Source organism: Fulvimarina manganoxydans, assembly GCF_900176465.1.
Classification (GTDB): Bacteria; Pseudomonadota; Alphaproteobacteria; order Rhizobiales; family Rhizobiaceae; genus Fulvimarina; species Fulvimarina manganoxydans.
Map to the genome: position 1 here is coordinate 1 of NZ_FWXR01000027.1, position 17,620 is coordinate 17,620.

The following is a 17,620-nucleotide window of genomic DNA, read 5'->3' on the forward strand; positions in this document are numbered from 1 at the left end:
ATGCAGGACCGTCTTGCCAAAGGCACCGCGCCCAAACGCGCCGCACCCGCCGTCAGCGGCGCCAACGCCCTTGCCCGCAAAGACGAGGATTGGGCTGAGTTCTGATCGTCCGAAAGGGCGCCGTTAAAAATCTCGACCAAACGAACAGCCAGCGCTCGCATGGGGAGACCCATGGGGGCGCTTTTTCATGTCGGGCGCGATCTCGATCCCCGTCCCAAACCTTACCATTCAATGAAATTTATGACGCACTGCAACGTGAGCGGTCTTGCCACCGTTCCGTATGAAACGATCTAGCCTCCATGGCAGGGGCCCCAAACGCCGCGCCGGGACCGGCGCGCCGAGGGACGAAAAGGAGTGTCATCATGCAGCTTCAGGACAATGTCGCCATCGTCACCGGGGCCTCGTCGGGCATCGGCAAGGAGATCGCCCATGCCTTTGCCAGGGAAGGCGCGAAAGTCGCGATCGCGGACATCAATATGCAGGGCGCGAACGACGTCGTCTCCGAGATCGAGGCAGCGGGCGGAGCGGCTATGGCGGTGGAGATGAACGTCATGGACGAGGCGGTGGTCAATGCCGGCGTCGACGCCGTGGCCGAGCGCTTCGGCCGGATCGACACGATGGTCTCCAACGCAGGCATCCAGATCGTTCATCCGATCGAGGATTTTCCATATGAGCAGTTCAAGAAGGTCGTCGACATCCATCTCGGCGGTGCCTTCCTTCTGACCAAGGCCTGCGTGAAGCACATGTATCCACGCAAATCCGGCTCGCTGATCTATATGGGCTCAGTCCATAGCCACGAGGCCTCGGCCCTTAAGACCGCCTATGTCTCGGCCAAGCACGGCATTCTCGGCCTGTCCCGCGTGATGGCCAAAGAAGGCGCCAAACATGGCGTGCGATCCAACGTCATCTGCCCGGGCTTCGTGAAGACGCCGCTCGTCGAGAAGCAGATCCCCGAACAGGCCGAAAGTCTCGGAATTTCGGAACAGGAGGTCGTCGAAAAGATCATGCTTGGCGAGACGGTGGATACCGAATTCACGACCGTCCAGGACATCGCCGATGTCGCCGTCTTCCTCGCCGCCTTCAAGACGAACGCCCTGACAGGCCAGTCGATCGTCGCCAGCCATGGCTGGTATATGGGCTGAGATCGCAGCTTTAGAGCATCTGGCGATCCCGATTGATCCCCGGATGCCCTCGCGTTCCGTGACGCCGCGCCGGGTCGCCAAAGACCGGATTCCACTTTTTCACCCGGCGCTCCAGGCGAAAGAAGAGGCAAGGGCCGCCTCTATTGCCTGCGCGCCGGGAGACTAAAGCCTCGCCAACCCGTTCGAGGCGTCGTCAGGCTGGCGCTCAAAGAGTGAAAGGACCGATGCCGTTCACACAGCTTCTATGATCGGATGCCGAGAGAACCAGGAGCAGACCGAGACGCTTTGCCGGCTGGTGCGTCGTGGATCACAGCCTTGTCGCCAAGCCCAATAGGCGAGGATGCTCTGGGCAGAGAACCCGGGCCCTGACCCACCGAAGGGAAGACTGAACTGACGGTCGCCGACGCTTACAAGGCCATGGCTAGCCCAAATGGCCAACCGCGCCTGAAATGTCTGGGGAATATAAGGAAAGTGGTACTCCCAAGGGGAGTGCATGAACAGCGCATCTCAAGGCACTTCAGATGGCTAACTTTTTGCAGTGGCACGTATAGCTTTGCATCGAACAGCAACTGGTTCGCCCATCTGATGGGAATGGGTTCCGGGTTGGGTGATGAAGCTGTGCTACCTTGTCCGGAACATGTCTGCAGACGAGGCGCTTTCAAAAATTCAATGTAGTTTACGATGATGCTTTTCTATCTTGAGGTTGTATTCTAAACTAATTCAAAGACTAACACGCTCGTCCGCCTTTAATGGAGTGCGCAGCGAGTCGCAAGCTGCGAATGGCTCACCCCATGAGGGCGAGCAACGGCCCAAACGCTCTCCGGGCCAGACTAGCTTCCGGCGACGATCGCCGCCTTCTCTTCTTCGCTCCAGTCGCGCCGATGTCTAGAGTCGACGAAGATCTCGAACGCCAGACCGGCTTCGCGTCAATATTATCGACATGGCACCGAGCGTTTTCCTCTCTCGTCTGAAAAGACCGGAAAACTCGCCGGATACGCCGCGATCAACAAAGTTGGATAGCGTTAAACGTTCACGACTGCCTCTATAGTTAAATATCGCTCTGACGCAAAAGCCCGAGGCTATTTCGGAATAGCCTCGGGCTAGCAGTCCAAACATCACACTGACCGGCAATTCAGTCCGCCGGACCAATTAAATTTTTATATCACGTCATACCCATGAAAATTGGCATAAGCTTGTAGGTTGTCGACTTCCGCGATCACAAGTCCTGGCCCATAGGTATTGGAGAAGTCGTTCCAAAGCCCTGCCTTGCCGTAATCTCCCCACATACCGAGATAATTCTCGGGACCATATTCGGTCCCTACTCCGTTGCTCGGCTCACCATCGTCCCATTTTGTATAGGAGTCGTTTTTACTAACTCCATCACTTTTCGCGAATTGTTTACCCGATTCAAGTCCGTCGACCCACTTCCACGCACCTTCATTTGGATTTTGCTTACCAGCCAACCATGCAAATGCGTTTTGCGAACTGACCAATATATCCTTGACGAAATCGTTCTCTCCGTCTGCAGTTACGGTAACAAGAGCGGCTCCGGCACTCGACGCAGCGGAAAGCGCATCTTGGAAGGAGCTAACGGTATTCAGTGCTTTATAATAGTGACCGTTTCCGTCAAATTTCAGATATCCGTCATCGCTCATTATTTGCTCAAGCGTTCGAGCGGAAACTGTAACTGCAGCGGATGCGGAATTACCTGCGTTGCCCGCTTGATCAGTATACGCGGATCCAATAACGCCGAAGCGGACATCTCCACGCTGCGCCGTATCATCTGCCGTGAATGTTGCGGTATAAACAAACCCATCCGCTGTTTGCATGACTTCGCTTAACGCGCCCAACGACCCTCTTCCATCAGTGACTGTGATATCTTCGCGAGCGAAATCGACAGGGCTTTCATTGAATATGAAACTAATGACTGTCTGTCCACCAGCTGTAATTACGTCATTCGCAGCGGCAATAGTTAACAGTGGCGCCGCCGCATCCACATCCACGTTCACACTGCCACCGGTACCGTCATTGCCGGCGCGGTCGGTGTAGGCTGCGTCCGCTACAGAGATCGTCGCCGCAGCATCATAGGTGTCTGCAGCTGCCCTGAAGACAGCGGTGTACACCACGGTCCCATCTGAATTGGTGGTCGGAGCACTCAGAGAGTCAGCGACGATCTCGCCGGCAACTGCCGGGACGACGATGTCGCTCGCCTCGAAACCATAAGGCGTCTCGCTGAACGTGAAGGTTAGCGTCGTCTCCTCGCCGGCTTTCAGAAGACCATCACCGTTATCGGAAACTGCAACCGTGGGCGCAGACGTGTCGTAAATGAACGTCACCGCATCACTATTTGCCGAGACGTTTCCGGCCTGGTCCGTCTGACGAGCCACGACCGTGTACTCGGTCCCGTCGACGAAGGTCGGCAGCGTAGCCGAGAACACACCATCATTGACGCTATACTCGACAGACGCATCCGACTCATTGTCCGTCAGCACGATCGGAGAAGCCGCATTCGTCACGCCTTGAACAGGGCCCGTATCCGAAACCGTAAGCGTCGGAGCGATAGGCGCCACCGCATCCACATCCACGTTCACACTGCCACCGGTACCGTCATTGCCGGCGCGGTCGGTGTAGGCTGCGTCCGCCACAGAGATCGTCGCCGCAGCATCATAGGTGTCTGCAGCTGCCCTGAAGACAGCGGTGTACACCACGGTCCCATCTGAATTGGTGGTCGGAGCACTCAGAGAGTCAGCGACGATCTCGCCGGCAACTGCCGGGACGACGATGTCGCTCGCCTCGAAACCATAAGGCGTCTCGCTGAACGTGAAGGTTAGCGTCGTCTCCTCGCCGGCTTTCAGAAGACCATCACCGTTATCGGAAACTGCAACCGTGGGCGCAGACGTGTCGTAAATGAACGTCACCGCATCACTATTTGCCGAGACGTTTCCGGCCTGGTCCGTCTGACGAGCCACGACCGTGTACTCGGTCCCGTCGACGAAGGTCGGCAGCGTAGCCGAGAACACACCATCATTGACGCTATACTCGACAGACGCATCCGACTCATTGTCCGTCAGCACGATCGGAGAAGCCGCGTTCGTCACGCCTTGAACAGGGCCCGTATCAGAAACCGTAAGCGTCGGAGCGATAGGGGGAGTTTTGTCAAGAACAATCGTCCCACCCGAGGCGATCGCTGCATTGAAACCATCGAAGACGCGAACCGAAACGGTAATTTCACCGTCAGACAGAGCACTGATGTCAGCGACACTGGTCCTGAGACCGTCCACTTCAACAGTTGCGCCATTCTGATCTGTGAAGGTCACGACAGCCGACTGCAAGTCGCTGTCAAGCCCATCAAGATCAAATTTCACCGACTTGCTTTCACCTGCATTGATCAGATCGTCAGGCAGACTTAGCGCGAGGTCGTCGCCCTCATCGGCTGTGGAATCTGGATTTCCTCCAACCGGCCCCTCATCATCTTCGACATCATCGCCGCCGCCGTCATTCACGACCAGCAGCGAGTCCCGGTTTTCTGGATCATTAATGACACCATCCACCAGGTCGGCGAGATAGGTTCGCAGCGCGGCCCCAACGGTGGAGTCCGATTCGTTCGAAGCGAGGAAGCTCCGGGCGAAGAAGCCAGCGTCAATTGAGCCGCTATCGAGCGCAGCCTTCCAGAACGCGAAGCCAGCATTGTCCGGCGCGCGACCGAGAATGTTTGAATAGAAAAGATTGACGATCTCGTCCGATGTCGGATCGGTTCCGATTCCCGGATTGACGACTGGGAACTCACTCGAATTGGTAAACGTATCGATGAGGTCGGCGAACGATTTTTCGCCAGCACTAATTGCTTCGCTCCAGAAGCGCAGACCGGCGACATCGGGCGTCCGAACAAGAAATGCTTGATAGAGCCCAATAATGGGAAGAACAACTGTTTCCAGTGTCACCGCTTCATCCGAGGAAGACAGCGATTCCTCAAGCGCGTTCTCGCCAGATTCACCCAGTACAATGACCGCGGCATCGATTTCGCCTTGCGTGGGCTCGCGGAAGAGAATGCGATTGTAGAGTTCGATAATGAATTGCTGATCCACGAGACACCACTCCAACGAGCGACTAGCAAGGTTGCTAGATGCGCAATTTGACGTTGGGAGACATACTCACGAATTGAATGCGCTCGCAATACCTAAAGTTAGCAAAACGTTAACGCCGAAAATGCAAGAAGGTGACTCTCGTGTTTCCCGCGCTCGGCGATGCGGAAAAGCCACGACAAGACTGGCAGAAACAAAAAAGCCCACGCCGAAGCGCGGGCTTTCGAGAAAAGACATGAACGAGGAAAAGCGTTAGCCGGCAACGCTTTCACGCGAGACCGGCTGCTCGAACGCCAAGTGGTAGACGATCGGATCATAGGCCTGGAGAAGCCGGCGAACAAAAGGCTTAGGATCGACCCCTAGCGCCTTGGTAAACGTGACGAAGTCTTCGGGCGGAACACGGCCGACGCCGCGCTCGATCTGCGAGACACGCGTGTAGAACTTATAGCCCATCCGGTCAGCCATATCGACCTGGGTGAGACCGGCCTCCTCGCGCACGCTCTGGATGAACTGCCCGGCCTCTTTGCGAAGGGTCTTCAAACCATCCGACGTATAGGCCGGAAGATCCCGCACCGCGCCCATCGGCTCCCGCAAATGGGTCCCGTCGTCGTCGATGTCCGCTTCGGTAAAGAGCACATCGAAGGTCAGCGGATCATAGAAACACATAAGCTTGCGCGCAAAGAAGCTTGGATCCACACCCAGCGCGGCGGAAATCACGGCATAGCGATCCGGCGCAACACGGCCGACACCCTGCTCGATCGCCGAATACTGGGTATAATAGCGGTAACCGGCAAAGGTGCCGACGTCATGCTGCGTCAGACCCTGCCGCTCCCGCACAGACCGCATCCAGGCGCCCGCCTGCTTACGCAGTTCCTTGCTTTCGTCAGTCACCGCTCTTTGCGGGTTCGTATACATGTCTAGGCCCCTGTCATCGCCCCCCGGCAGCCGCTCGCCATGGTCCGATTGTTGTTTCATTGCCTCAGCATGTAGCACGTTCACACAACGCATGTCCAGAACACATTTTTTCTCTCATAGCATCTTTACCGCCATTTTTAATCAGGCTATACGGCTTCCCGGACAGCGTGGGGGACGCTTCATTTTCCCCGCTGCTCGACATGCCTCGGCAAGACCCGGGGAAATGGCAAGCCACTTTTGAGAGGACCTCATGGCTACCGCACAAGAAACCATCGCAATTTATAACGCTGTCCTGCAGCGCGCCCCGACCGACGCCGAGCTGGCGTCCTTCGTTGCCAACAGCCAAACGGCGCAGAACGAGCAGACCCAGATCGACCTTCTGGTGAACTCTTCGGAAGCCAACGACTTCGTCGCGCCGATCGTCCGACTTTATCAGGCGACCTTCGGCCGCGTGCCGGATGCCCAGGGCCTCGACTTCTGGACGGATTTCCTCCGCGCCCAGGCATCCGACGGCATGAGCACCTTCGACGTTTTGACGACGATCAATGCCGGTTTCGCCCAGTCAAGCGAGTTCGCGACGCTTTATCCGACCGCTGCAGAAGACGGCATCGTGACGGAAGAGTTCCTTAACGATCTCTACCAGAACACCTTCCAGCGCGACCCGACCGATGCTGACATTGAGTTTTATGTCGGCAAGACGATTGCTTCGACGCTCTCCGCATTCGCGCAGTCGTCCGAGACGATCAATGACTTCGGTCCGTACGTCAATCTGTTCCTGAACAAGGCTGCCAACGGCAACCAGGACTATGAGCAGAGCCTGCTCGACGCCAATGATGACGGTCAGGTCAACCAGGCTGATGTCGATGCCGTTGGTGGTGGAACGACTACGCCCGGCGGGCAGATCACGCTGACGGCGAACGCTGACGGCCCCGGCGCGACAGCTCCCGCGGTCGACACGAACGGTACTGCCGGAAACGACGTCTACAATGCCGTTTCCGATGCTGCTGGCGGGACAACGACGCTGACAACGGCTGACATCATCGATGGCAAGGGCGGTACTGACACGCTCAACGTCCGTGTTGTCGACAATGCGGGTGGTGGTACGTCTGTTGCTCCGCAGATTTCGAACGTCGAAGTTTTTAATATCACGAATCTTGATACGACGGCGGCGAATTTCTACGCACTGAACTTCGGCACGATCACTGGCGAGCAGCAGGTCTGGTCGGTAAATTCTGCCGCTGGTTCAGCGACACGCGCTGTAGCTGTTGATGCTGGCACGACTGCTGGTCTCGACGGTGCTCAGGGCACGTTCGGCGTGAACTATAAGGGCGACACCGATCGTACTGGCACGTCCGATGCATTCTCGCTTGCCGTGAAGGGTGCGGGCACCGCGGCTACGGCGGCCAATTTTACTCTCAACAATGGTACTTTCGCCGCTATCGACAATACCTTCGAAGTTGCGAACGTCGTCGCATCCGGCGCTGCTTCGAACATTACGATCAACGCTGGCACTGGCGCCAACGGCCTGCGTGCTCTTAATGCTTCTGGCGACGTAGCAGCTAATGCTGCCGGCTACGGTTTGACCATCGCTGATGCAGGTTCTGCGACCTCGCTGGCCACTGTCGACGCTTCGGGCCTCACCGGTACTGGTGGCATCAACATCAATGCAGCAACGAGCACGTCTACTGCCTTCTCTTTCAAGGGTAGCGCGGTTGCTGACCGTGTGGTGCTGAACGGCGGGGTCCTGAACGCTACGAACACCGTTTCGGTGGACGGTGGTGAGGGTAAGGACACACTGGCGGTGGGAACAACCACCGATTTCACTGGAACCGGTGCCGCCACTCTCCGCACGACGGTGAATACGAAGGCAGCTGGCATCGAGGTTCTAGAAGCGGCTGCAACTGATTTCCGTGCCCTGAAAGCAAACGACTTTACCACTATCAACGAGTTTGCTTTCACAGCAAACAGCACTGGTATTGATGGCGCAGCTGCGACCAACGATGGTGCTGATGCACTTGTAATCACCGGCATTGAGACCGCGGATTCTTTCCGCTTCGCTTCTACGATCGTCGGTGGCGCAGGTAACACCTCTGGCAATGGTGGCGACGCCGTTGAACTTACGCCTGCTTCCAACGGTCCGGCTGATGTTGCAAACGTCGTATTGACCGGGGCTTCGTTGACCGGTGGAGCGACAGGCACAGGAATGGCCGGTTATGGCCTGAACGCTGGTCAGTTTGAAACGGTGAACATCACTTCCAGCGGACTGACCGCCGCGGCAACCAACACCCTTGCTAGTGGCACGCCGACAGGCGCTGGCACTGCAGCCTCCGGCTTGCTCGTCAACACCAATGGTGTCGTAAACGTCACCGGCGCGAACGACCTGGTACTCACCGTTCAGTCGGTCAACCCAACTGCCGGCGGTGTCCAGTTCAAGGCGGGCGACTTCACGGGTAAGCTGAATGTTACCACCACGTCTGGCAATGATGCGATCATTGGCGGCAAGGGCAACGACATCATCAACTCCGGCGCAGGCCAGGATTCGATCGATCTGTCCGCCGGCGGCCAGGACATCATCCGCTTCGGTCAGACGGCTTCGGCCGATCGTGATACCATCACCGGCTTCCAGGCTGGCGCTGGTGGCGATGTTCTTGACGTCGCGGCCGCAACGTTCGCTTTGAGCGGCGGCACCGATGAGGTCCCGGCAACGGACTATCAGGAGTACACTGGCACGGCGAATGGTTATACGCTGGACGCAACGAAGGACGTGTTCGAGTTTAACTTTGACGCCGCCAATAACGGTGCCAACCTCGCCAACGCGACGAATGGTTCTGAGCTTCTGAAGGCGATCGCCAACCAGGGCTCCACCATTTCGGGGCTGACGGCTACGGCGAGCGATACCGGACACATCGTAGCCTATGACAATGGCAACGCATATGTGTACTATTTCGATGCAGCAGCAAATGGTGCAAACACTGACGTCGAAGCGGCTGACATCCAGCTGATCGGCACGCTGAATGGCATTGAAGTTGGTGCGCTGACGCACGACAACTTCGCATAAGCTATATCTGGCTTAATGCCGGACGCGAAGCGATAATAGCGGCGGAGACCGGAAGGTCTCCGCCGTTTTCGTATTGTTTATACGCAATTGATATTGAGAAGTATGGAAGGCTACCCTCAGTATATCTGCGATCTCAGTTCACTATCGCAGCCGGCTGATCTCCCGCCGATGCTCCTCGATCTCCTTTTCCAGCGAATGCAGCGCCCGCGTGTGCTCCCGGATCGCTTCGGCCTGCTCCCGCAAGGCCTCAGCGTGATCGCTGAGCTCCTCGCGTGCGATCTCGATTTGGCGACGATCGAGAAGAGCAGCGTCTAGACGAAGATTCGGGGCAGTCGGCTCCGCTCCATCCACCGTTTCCTGCCGACGACTCCGACCATGGAGAAAGAGGATCGCCCCGCCGATCGCGACGGAGATGTAAAACAGCGATCGTGCCCATTCGGGAAGCTCAGCGAGAAGGCTTTCCATCGGGACGCTCCTGATAGGGGACACGAGCATCCGTTGCCGCAGTCCAGATATTTGAGGCCTCGCCCAGCGCGAGAAAGGCATAGGTGATCGAGCCGGTCGAGGCGACGCCCGCCGTCTCGATGCCGAGGGCGAAGACCGAAAAAACCACCATGCCGAAGATGGAAAAGACGCCCCGCAATTCCGGCGAAGGCTTCCAGGCCCCATTATAGGCGAGGACGAAAAAGCGGGCGACGCCGACGATGAAGAGAAGCGTGCCCCAGCTTCCTTCCGCCATCCAGCCCGCCAGCTCGTGAAAGGCCGGCTGGGCGAAGGTCTCGGCCGGATCGAGAAGCCGAAGTCCGAGACAGCCGATGATCCCGGCGCAGAGCCATTCGAGCCGGCGAATGGGAAAATGCTCGCGAATGCGGGCGAGAATGATCATTGCGCCGACCCATCGGGGCGCGGGGGCGTCTTGCCGGTCGCGGCGCGGCTTAAATGCGGCATAATGAGATCGACGATGTCGCGATCCTCAAGGCCGAGCTTTCTTACCGTGCCGGGCACCGACTGTTTGACATAGTCCAGCGCGGCTTCGCGCGCCGCCATGGAAAGCGAGGGATCGCCACTACGGCCACCCACGCGCGCCAGCGCGGTCTCGGCCGCATTGGCGAGGGCGGATTGAAGAAGCCGCGCCTGGGCCTCGTCTTTGACCACATTGTTCGCCCGCAGCCAGGCGACGAGCGCCGGGATCGCGATGCCGGTGAGGATGGTTGCCAGAAGCGGCAGGAGAGCGTCGAGAACCTGTTCCATGGGTCTTAAGCCTCGTTGGTGCTGATCTCGCCCGTGGCGGCCAGCTGTTGCGAATGTGTGGTGGAGCTGTCGGTCACCGGCCAGCGGGCGCCGAGAAGGCGCGATTTCGATAGCCGCGTGACCGTCACAGCATTCGACTGGTTGCCGCCGAGGACGTGATAGGTCTCGGCGTCCTCGCCGACATAGAAGCCCACATGGCCCGAAATGCCGGATCGCGAGCCGCGCCAGAAGACGAGGACGGCGCCGAGGCGGGGTTCGGTCTCCTGGCCGAATTTCAGCCAGTTGCGGGCGAGATAGGGATTGGCGGGGATCGCCTCGCCCGGAAGCGTCAGCGCGATCGCGGTCTGGACGAAGTCGCCGCACCAGGGGAGCTTGCGCGGATCGCCGAGGGTCGAGCCATCCGAGCGCAGCCAGGCCGACAACTCGCCGTAGCTGTTTGCCTCGTGGAGCCCTTTGACGGACCGCGCCTCGACCATCCAGGCGGGCTCGCCGCTGGCAACGATGATCGGCTTCGCGCGCGGCTTGGCGTCCTCGTCATAGAGGAGATGCAGCGTCTGGATGCAGGGATAGGGGCGCGGGGTGAGGCCCTGCGCCCGCTTGAAGTCGGTGAGGGCGGCCTCCGTCCTTGCGCCGGCGTCCCCATCGATCGCGCCGGCGTAATAATTGAGGTCCTTCAGGCGGGTCTGGACCGCCATGACGATCTCTTTCGACATGTCGTCTCTCCAAAGAAAAAGGGCCCGGCAGTTTGCCGAGCCCTCGCGGGTTGCGTTCTGGGTTGCTGTTAGACGTGTCGGTGGGTCAGCCGGGGTTCGGCTGGGCGAGCTGCAGGGTCGTGGTGCCACCGCCGCCGCGATTGGCGCGTGAGGATACCGAGGCGATGCGATAGAGCCCGTCGATGCCGGGGCGGGCGCCCTTTAGAAAAAAGCGGCCCTCGACGAAGGCGTCGGGGGTGAACTCCATCGTCACCGAGCCGACGCCCGCATCCTGTTCGGCGTCGGTCTTCTGGCCGTTCGCCATAGTCTCGCTTTGGCCCTCGTCGGCCGCCGGCCAGCGCTGGGTGTCGATCGCATCGCCGGTGTCTTCGAGCAAGACTGTGACACGCTTGTCCTTGAACTCTCCGGTCTTCGGATCGAACCAGGTGACGCGCTTCTGCCGAGAGCGCGGGCGCCCCCGCGTCGGATCGATGTCGATCGAATGAATATTCCCACTTGTCTCTTCGCTTGGCGCCGGCACACGGCCGATGACGGTCGGAAGGGCCTGGCCGAAGGGCGACAGCCCCGTGCCCCGCGCGGCGAACACCGCATTCGTCCCGCCGCGCATCTTGAAGGTGGCGCCGAATTCATGCCGGAGCTTTTCGGCAAAGGCGACGAAGCTCTCGCCGAGCGGGTTCCAATATTCACGCTCGATCGTGGCAAAGGCCGGATCGACCGTGATCGTGACGCCGGCGAGAGACGCGGCCTTTTCGAGCACCGCCTTCAAGGGCGCGTCGTCCAGATGCCAGTTCTGGGTCTCGACCGCCTTGCCACGGGTGTCGAAGGCCTTCAGCGAGACATCGAGCACCCGGCCGCCGCCGCGCGTCATCCGCCAAGGCGTCGAATCGACGACGCCCGAATAGATCTCAACGCCCTGATAGGCGACCGTCGCAACGGAGCGCTTGGGTGGAAGCGCGAGTTGGCCGAAGGAATCGTCGAAGCTCAGCCGGCATGTGTCGGACGACACACCCGGATTGTCCGTCCATTCGATCGAGAGAAGATAATCGGCCATCTGGCGGATGCGCGAGGTCCCGCCCATCGTGATGTCCCAGTCCTTCCAGGCCATCGTTCAACTGTCCGCAAAGAGATTGATGACGCGGGCGGCGGGCGTTGCTGCCGGCAGATCGGGCAGGGTGAAGCGCGTGCCCAGTGGCAGGACCACATGGGCGGCGAGCCCCGGATTGATGGCAAGCGTCGCCTCGACCAGCTTCAGTGTCCTCGTTCTGACGGGGCCGAAGCGCTCGGCGAGGATTTCGTCGAGAAGGAGGCCCTCGCTGCGCACCGTGATCGTATCAGCCATGGCAGTCAGCCTCGAAGCACGCGGAAGAGCGAGACGAGACCGCCTACGATCGCCGCAGCATCCACCGTGATTGGGGGCGGCACCCTTTGCGTCTTGATCGTATAATCGAGTTCGAAGCCGACGCCGTTCGGCTCGATGTTCTGATGGTCCTCCTCGATCTCCTCGAGGACATGATAGCCGAGCACCCGGCCGTCGCCGCGCAAGACCGGCTGCGGGATCTGCGAGGCCATCATGCCATGGGCGATATCGAGCTCGGTCAGACCACCCAGTTTGAAGGGCAAGAGCTTGCCGGACAGGGTCAGGCTGTCATCGCCGATGCCGATCGCCTCGCGCGGCTTGCGCCCGCCAACCACCGGCTTCACCGCGAAATCGGCCCGCGCCGAGCGGCGCACGCGCTCGGCCGAAAAGCCATTGGTGCGGATGGATAGAAGTCCGATCTGGTAGAGCATCAGCCGGGCCGTGACGTGTTGGCGTGAAGACCGGACATGTCGGCCCGAGAGGCGGAGGCCGCATTGCGGGCCTCAGCCGCTGCCCGCGCCGCGCTCGCCGCCAGCGAGCTGGTTCGGGTGAGTTCGGCATTGAGCGTTCTTGCGTCGGCAATGGCGGCGCGGATGGCCGATGGATCGACCTCGGGCCGGGCTCGCACCGAAAGCGCACTGGCTATGTCCTGCCCACCCTGCTGGGCCGCTGCCCGCGCCTGATCGACCTCGCTGGCGATCGAGGCCGCGATATCAGGTCGGGGCTGCGGGATGGGAACCGCCGCCTCGCTTGCCGGTGGAGTCGGCGCCGGCGCGTGGGCCATGGCGTCGAGTTCGGCCCTGCGTGCCGTCAGCCGCTCCATCTCGTCGCCGATCTGCCGCATCACCGAAACCGCGCTCGGATCGAGCGCCAAGCGGAAGCCGTCCTCAACTGCGCGCTTTTTCTCATAAAGTTGACCGAGCAGCTGGTCGATCTCTCGGATCTCCGCCAGCGCGGCGCCGGCTGATGGGCTTGCCGGCGATGGCGAAGCGGCAGATTGCGGACGCGGTGCCGGAACCGGAATGGTCGGACCAGTGAGACCGGATGGAACGGCCGTCGGATAAGAGAGGTCTGGCAAACGGATGTTGCCGGCATCAGGCGCGACGGCGCCGGACTGCCCCATGCGTATATTCCGGCGCCGCCAATAGTCCTGGCGCTGGGCTTCCAAATCGGCGGGCGTCTGTCCGCTGACACCCGCCATTTGGGCCCGGCGGCGCTCCATATCGGCTCGGATCGTCGCGTCTTCTTCCTCCGAGCGGACGCCCGACACCACATCGTCGACGCCCTTGATGACGTCGATCGCCGGCTTGATGACCGGGCCCGCCGGACTCGCATCGACGATGCCGTCGAGAAACGCTTCGCGCCGATCGTGGCGGTCGAGTTTTGTCTCGCCGTCGTCCTCGGCAAGGCCCAAACCTTGCGCCACATCCTGGACGATGCCGATCCCTTCCGAGACCGCATTGGCCGCGTGGGCGATGCGCTCGAAAAATCGCACGATGGCCGAATCCTCGCCATTGAGGTTCATCAGGCCGGTGACGGCTCCGATCAGGTCGGAGACGGCATTCTTGGCCTTGTCGAGCCCTTCAATATCAAGCGTCGCCTCGAAACGGCCCATACCGAGCTGGATCTCGTCGACCAGGGCGCGCACCTCTTCGAGCCCGCTTTTCAAAAGCGGCATTCCGGCCGTGCCGGCATCGATGGCGATCTCGGCAAGCGCGTTCTTGGCGATCTGCCATTGCGACCAGAAATTATCGAGCTTCAGCTGATAGGAAGCGTCGAGGGAACCGCCCCATTGGCGCTCGTCATTGGCAAGGCTCAGATTGCGGCGATATTCATCCGTCGCCTCGACGAGGCGCAGCATCTCGTCGGCCCATTCGCGCCCGACAAAGGACGACAGGAACGACATGCGGTCGGTCTTATCGAGATCCTTGAGGGTGTCGAGCATGGAGAGGAGCGCGCCATTGGCGTCCTTCTCGACGAGTTCGGCGAAATTCTCCGTCGAACCCATATATTTCTCGAAGGTCTTCTTGCTCTTGCCCGTCAGCTCGTTGACGGTCAGCATCCGGCCCGCGAGATTGCTCATGCCGGTCGAGGCCACTTCCGCCGGCATGCCGATATTGAGAAGCGTCGCGCCGAGCGCCAGCGTCTCTTCCTTCGCCATGCCGAGCGTTTTCATGGTCGCGCCGGCGCGATCCATGAAGGAGACGATGTCGCGTTCGTCGCTGATGCCGGCATCGGCCAGACTGTTGGTGAGATCGAGGACTTGCCGGACCTCACGAGAACTCATGCCAAGCGCGGTTTGAAGCTTGGAGGCGAAATTGCCGGTTTCCTCCGCGCTCATCTCGAAGGCGTCGGCCGCCTTGACCGATTGGAGGGCAAATTCACGTAAGGTGTCGATGGGAAGCCCGGCCGCGGCGCCCCGCTCATAGGCCGCCGCAATCTCGTCGATGCCGACGGCGACCTCGCCGCCGGATGCCAGATCCTTGATCTCTTCGCCGAGCGCCGTCGTCGCGGCTTGGGTCAGCCCGGCTTTTTTCTGAATGCCGGTCAGGGCGCTCTCGAAATCGGCCGCCTGGGTGACGGCCGTCTGCACGGCAAGCCCGGCGGCGAGCGGCACGCCGACGCCGGCGGCCTGCATGGCGGCGAGCCCCATGGCGCTGCCAAGCCGGCCCGTTGCCCGCACGCCGCTTTCCATCATGCGCGTGGAGGCGTTGCCCGCCCGGCTGAGCCCATGCAGCGAGCGCTGGATGATGCCGGCCTTGCCGCTGACATCGTCGTGCAGGGACGCGGTCATCTCGGCTTTCATTGGACGTGCCATCGTCGCTTATCCTGTCGGCAGATCGGGCGCGAGCGCATGGACGAGGCTCATGACCCGCTCGGCATCGGTGTATCGGAGATAGCCCAGGAACCCGTCCGGCAGGCCGGTCATGGCCGCCGCCAGGGCGGGCCGGGACATGTGACCGGCGAGCAGAGCGCCGATCGCCGCGAAGGTCGGCTCGCGAAACGCGATCCAGACATGGTGAGTGCCGGCGATGGTGACGGGTGTCACGAGGCGGAGCTTTGCCACGGGCTCGTCATCGTCGAGGCGGGCCTCGATCCGCGGCGAAGGCAGCAAAGACGACCCGCCTTGAGCGGGTTTTGCCGGCGGGCCACCATCGCCCGGCTCCGCCGAACGTGCGGCTTTGGGCGAGGGGGAAGGCCTCCCCCGGCCTGCGATGATCTTCGTGCCGAGCGCGAGGAATTCCTCGCGTGTCAGCTGGCCTTCGTCCGGCATGATGGTCGGCTTCATCGGCGCTTAGATCCCGAGCGCCGCGTTGAAATCGCCGAAAATATCCTTGCCGAGATAGCGGGTCGCCCGTTCGCGCAGCGAGACATAGATGAATTCCTGCCCATCCAGCGTCGCTTGGTAATCCGTCACCTCCGCGAACATCCAGTTGCAGTCCTGCATTTCGGCGGGGTCGGTCTCGGAAGGCTCCCAGGCATTGAGGACGCCCGTGACGATCGCCCGGAATGGCAGCATGCGGTGGCCATTGTCGGTGTCGCGATAGACGCCGGCCATGATCCACTGATCGACCTCGCCAAAGCCGTCGAAGAGCGAAATGTCGAAGGGACTCGCAAAGGCCGGCTCCAAGGCCTCGATCCGGCGCAACGCGTAATTGACCTCCAGATTCGCGCCGCCGCCATCATGGGAGACCGTCTTCTTCTTGAGCGGCGGGACCGTCATCTTGTTGATGATATTGGCGCGGGACTGGCCGGTCTGAGAGACACGGCGGATGTCGACGCCTTCGAGCACGAGCAAAGGGCGCTGCGGCATGGTGCGAACCTTCTATGAATGGGGAAGAACATTGCGGCCGCGAAAGCCGCGAGGGTCTTACGCGCTGACTTGGCTGAGCTTCTGAACGATGTCGTCGATGAGACCTTCGACCGCCGGGCGGTAGGGGTGGAAGTCGGCATGGACGCGCTTGAACATCGGCGCATATTCGATGCGCGGATCGAGCTTGATGGACCCAAGCCGAATATTGTCCGGCTGGTTCTGATCCTTGATGAAGATATCCCGGTTGTATCCGAGGATGTCGTCAGCGGCCTTATGGCCCTTCAGCATATTGAGGATCGTGAGCATGTAGTTCTCGGCCATGCCGGCGGTGATCCGCTGCCCCAGGAACCGCTTGGTGATGTCGATCCATTTGATGGTGATATAGTCGGCACCGCGCGTCTGATGGATCTGTTGATAGGTCGTGTCGTCGGTCGCGGCATCCGCGCCGATGAAGGTGAAACCGCCCGAGGCGAGCGAGCCATCCACATTGACCTTGCCCTTCACGGCGATCGCGACCTGCGCTTTCAGCATTTGCTGGCCTTCGGTCGAGCCGTCGAGGATCGAGAAGCGGATATTGCGAGAGAGCTTGGCCAAGCCCTGGATCTGCCGATTGGCGATCGGCTCGAAAGGCTTGCTTTGATTGGCATTGTCGACCCGGATGAAGAGACCGGCGGCGCGGCTTGCCATGGGCCGCGTCACCAGGTCCTCGCCCTCATACACCACGGCCTTGACGCCGATCGGCAAGATGCGCGTCGACGAAATGAACTCGCGGTCGGCGGTCGATGCGGCGCGGGAATCGTCGGAGACGTCCACCGGCGCGACGGCAAGCACCTGTTCCAGCGCGGGGGCCAGCGCGGCCAGCACCGGCGAGGCTGCTTCCTCGTCAGGCCGGAAATCCGTCATGCCGGCGACGACAATGCGCGGGGTCGCGTCGACCTCGTCCGGCACATAGCCGATCTGGCCGAGGGCTGTGGCGATCTTGGCGGCCGTCGCGGCGGAGTCGGCGCCGGGCGTCACGCGATAGACCGTGACATCGGCCCCGGCATTGAGATTTTCGAGCTGGGCATTGATGCCGCGGATATGATCGCGAACCGCGCCCGTGCCCCATTTGGCCTGGACCTCCGGGTCCGACGTCGAGACGCGCACTGGCTCGTCGGCCGGGAACAGCGTCGCGTCGACCGTGTCATCGGCATCGAAGATGATCGTTTGCGAAAAGTCGGCGCCGAGAACCGGGATCGGCTCGTCATTGGTGCGCGAGAACGAGGCGCCGATATAAGGCGTGGTCATT

At 60.6% G+C, this 17,620-nt stretch carries 15 protein-coding genes; 2 read left to right on the forward strand and 13 right to left on the reverse strand.

Going from position 1 to position 17,620, the window contains the following annotated elements; all coding sequences use genetic code 11:
• Positions 1–362 precede the first annotated feature (362 nt).
• Positions 363–1,142: a 3-hydroxybutyrate dehydrogenase gene (locus tag B9A15_RS20000; protein WP_084412356.1), complete on the forward strand. Its 780-nt coding sequence runs from the start codon at positions 363–365 to the stop codon at positions 1,140–1,142.
• 1,157 nt (positions 1,143–2,299) lie between these two features.
• Here B9A15_RS20000 and B9A15_RS20005 read toward each other — a convergent pair.
• Together B9A15_RS20005 and B9A15_RS23280 are read right to left on the reverse strand one after the other, a co-directional pair.
• Positions 2,300–5,227, reverse strand: coding sequence for an Ig-like domain-containing protein (locus tag B9A15_RS20005; RefSeq protein ID WP_170923377.1), 2,928 nt, complete (start codon positions 5,225–5,227; stop codon positions 2,300–2,302).
• A gap of 249 nt (positions 5,228–5,476) precedes the next feature.
• Positions 5,477–6,115: a helix-turn-helix domain-containing protein gene (locus tag B9A15_RS23280; RefSeq protein WP_210190554.1), complete on the reverse strand. Its 639-nt coding sequence runs from the start codon at positions 6,113–6,115 to the stop codon at positions 5,477–5,479.
• 274 nt (positions 6,116–6,389) lie between these two features.
• On the opposite strand from B9A15_RS23280, the gene B9A15_RS20015 reads away from it, so the two are divergent.
• Positions 6,390–9,197: a DUF4214 domain-containing protein gene (locus B9A15_RS20015; RefSeq protein WP_084412360.1), complete on the forward strand. Its 2,808-nt coding sequence runs from the start codon at positions 6,390–6,392 to the stop codon at positions 9,195–9,197.
• 141 nt (positions 9,198–9,338) lie between these two features.
• Here B9A15_RS20015 and B9A15_RS20020 read toward each other — a convergent pair whose 3' ends face one another.
• The 11 genes from B9A15_RS20020 to B9A15_RS20070 form a co-directional block, all read right to left on the reverse strand.
• A complete protein-coding gene (locus tag B9A15_RS20020; RefSeq protein WP_084412362.1) occupies positions 9,339–9,662 on the reverse strand; it encodes a hypothetical protein in 324 nt (107 codons plus the stop codon).
• On the reverse strand, positions 9,643–10,083 hold the full coding sequence (locus tag B9A15_RS20025; protein ID WP_084412364.1) for a hypothetical protein: 441 nt from the start codon (positions 10,081–10,083) through the stop codon (positions 9,643–9,645). Before B9A15_RS20025 ends, B9A15_RS20020 begins: the two co-directional genes overlap by 20 nt.
• Positions 10,080–10,448: a pilus assembly FimT family protein gene (locus tag B9A15_RS20030; protein WP_084412366.1), complete on the reverse strand. Its 369-nt coding sequence runs from the start codon at positions 10,446–10,448 to the stop codon at positions 10,080–10,082. Before B9A15_RS20030 ends, B9A15_RS20025 begins: the two co-directional genes overlap by 4 nt.
• Before the next feature lie 5 nt (positions 10,449–10,453).
• Complete coding sequence (locus B9A15_RS20035; protein WP_084412368.1) at positions 10,454–11,161, reverse strand: NlpC/P60 family protein; 708 nt, start codon at positions 11,159–11,161, stop codon at positions 10,454–10,456.
• Between the two features lie 85 nt (positions 11,162–11,246).
• Positions 11,247–12,266, reverse strand: coding sequence for a phage late control D family protein (locus B9A15_RS20040; RefSeq protein WP_084412370.1), 1,020 nt, complete (start codon positions 12,264–12,266; stop codon positions 11,247–11,249).
• Between the two features lie 3 nt (positions 12,267–12,269).
• Positions 12,270–12,500, reverse strand: a complete 231-nt coding sequence (locus tag B9A15_RS20045; RefSeq protein ID WP_084412372.1) for a tail protein X — start codon at positions 12,498–12,500, stop codon at positions 12,270–12,272.
• Between the two features lie 5 nt (positions 12,501–12,505).
• Entirely contained in the window at positions 12,506–12,949 is a 444-nt protein-coding gene (locus B9A15_RS20050; protein ID WP_084412374.1) for a phage tail protein, read from the reverse strand.
• Positions 12,949–15,336, reverse strand: a complete 2,388-nt coding sequence (locus tag B9A15_RS20055; RefSeq protein ID WP_084412376.1) for a phage tail tape measure protein — start codon at positions 15,334–15,336, stop codon at positions 12,949–12,951. Before B9A15_RS20055 ends, B9A15_RS20050 begins: the two co-directional genes overlap by 1 nt.
• Before the next feature lie 6 nt (positions 15,337–15,342).
• Positions 15,343–15,807 carry a hypothetical protein gene (locus B9A15_RS20060; RefSeq protein ID WP_084412378.1) on the reverse strand — a complete coding sequence of 155 codons (465 nt, stop codon included), beginning with the start codon at positions 15,805–15,807 and terminating at the stop codon, positions 15,343–15,345.
• Positions 15,808–15,813: 6 nt separating this feature from the next.
• Positions 15,814–16,332, reverse strand: coding sequence for a phage major tail tube protein (locus B9A15_RS20065; protein WP_084412380.1), 519 nt, complete (start codon positions 16,330–16,332; stop codon positions 15,814–15,816).
• Positions 16,333–16,389: 57 nt separating this feature from the next.
• Positions 16,390–17,619 carry a phage tail sheath protein gene (locus B9A15_RS20070; RefSeq protein WP_084412382.1) on the reverse strand — a complete coding sequence of 410 codons (1,230 nt, stop codon included), beginning with the start codon at positions 17,617–17,619 and terminating at the stop codon, positions 16,390–16,392.
• Position 17,620 lies beyond the last annotated feature (1 nt).

Coding starts and splice junctions, on each gene's coding strand:
- B9A15_RS20000 (WP_084412356.1), top strand. CDS start 363: ATGCAGCTTCAGGACAATGTCGCCATCGTCACCGGGGCCTCGTCGGGC.
- B9A15_RS20015 (WP_084412360.1), top strand. CDS start 6,390: ATGGCTACCGCACAAGAAACCATCGCAATTTATAACGCTGTCCTGCAG.
- B9A15_RS20020 (WP_084412362.1), bottom strand. CDS start 9,662: ATGGAAAGCCTTCTCGCTGAGCTTCCCGAATGGGCACGATCGCTGTTT.
- B9A15_RS20025 (WP_084412364.1), bottom strand. CDS start 10,083: ATGATCATTCTCGCCCGCATTCGCGAGCATTTTCCCATTCGCCGGCTC.
- B9A15_RS20030 (WP_084412366.1), bottom strand. CDS start 10,448: ATGGAACAGGTTCTCGACGCTCTCCTGCCGCTTCTGGCAACCATCCTC.
- B9A15_RS20035 (WP_084412368.1), bottom strand. CDS start 11,161: ATGTCGAAAGAGATCGTCATGGCGGTCCAGACCCGCCTGAAGGACCTC.
- B9A15_RS20040 (WP_084412370.1), bottom strand. CDS start 12,266: ATGGCCTGGAAGGACTGGGACATCACGATGGGCGGGACCTCGCGCATC.
- B9A15_RS20045 (WP_084412372.1), bottom strand. CDS start 12,500: ATGGCTGATACGATCACGGTGCGCAGCGAGGGCCTCCTTCTCGACGAA.
- B9A15_RS20050 (WP_084412374.1), bottom strand. CDS start 12,949: ATGCTCTACCAGATCGGACTTCTATCCATCCGCACCAATGGCTTTTCG.
- B9A15_RS20055 (WP_084412376.1), bottom strand. CDS start 15,336: ATGGCACGTCCAATGAAAGCCGAGATGACCGCGTCCCTGCACGACGAT.
- B9A15_RS20060 (WP_084412378.1), bottom strand. CDS start 15,807: ATGAAGCCGACCATCATGCCGGACGAAGGCCAGCTGACACGCGAGGAA.
- B9A15_RS20065 (WP_084412380.1), bottom strand. CDS start 16,332: ATGCCGCAGCGCCCTTTGCTCGTGCTCGAAGGCGTCGACATCCGCCGT.
- B9A15_RS20070 (WP_084412382.1), bottom strand. CDS start 17,619: ATGACCACGCCTTATATCGGCGCCTCGTTCTCGCGCACCAATGACGAG.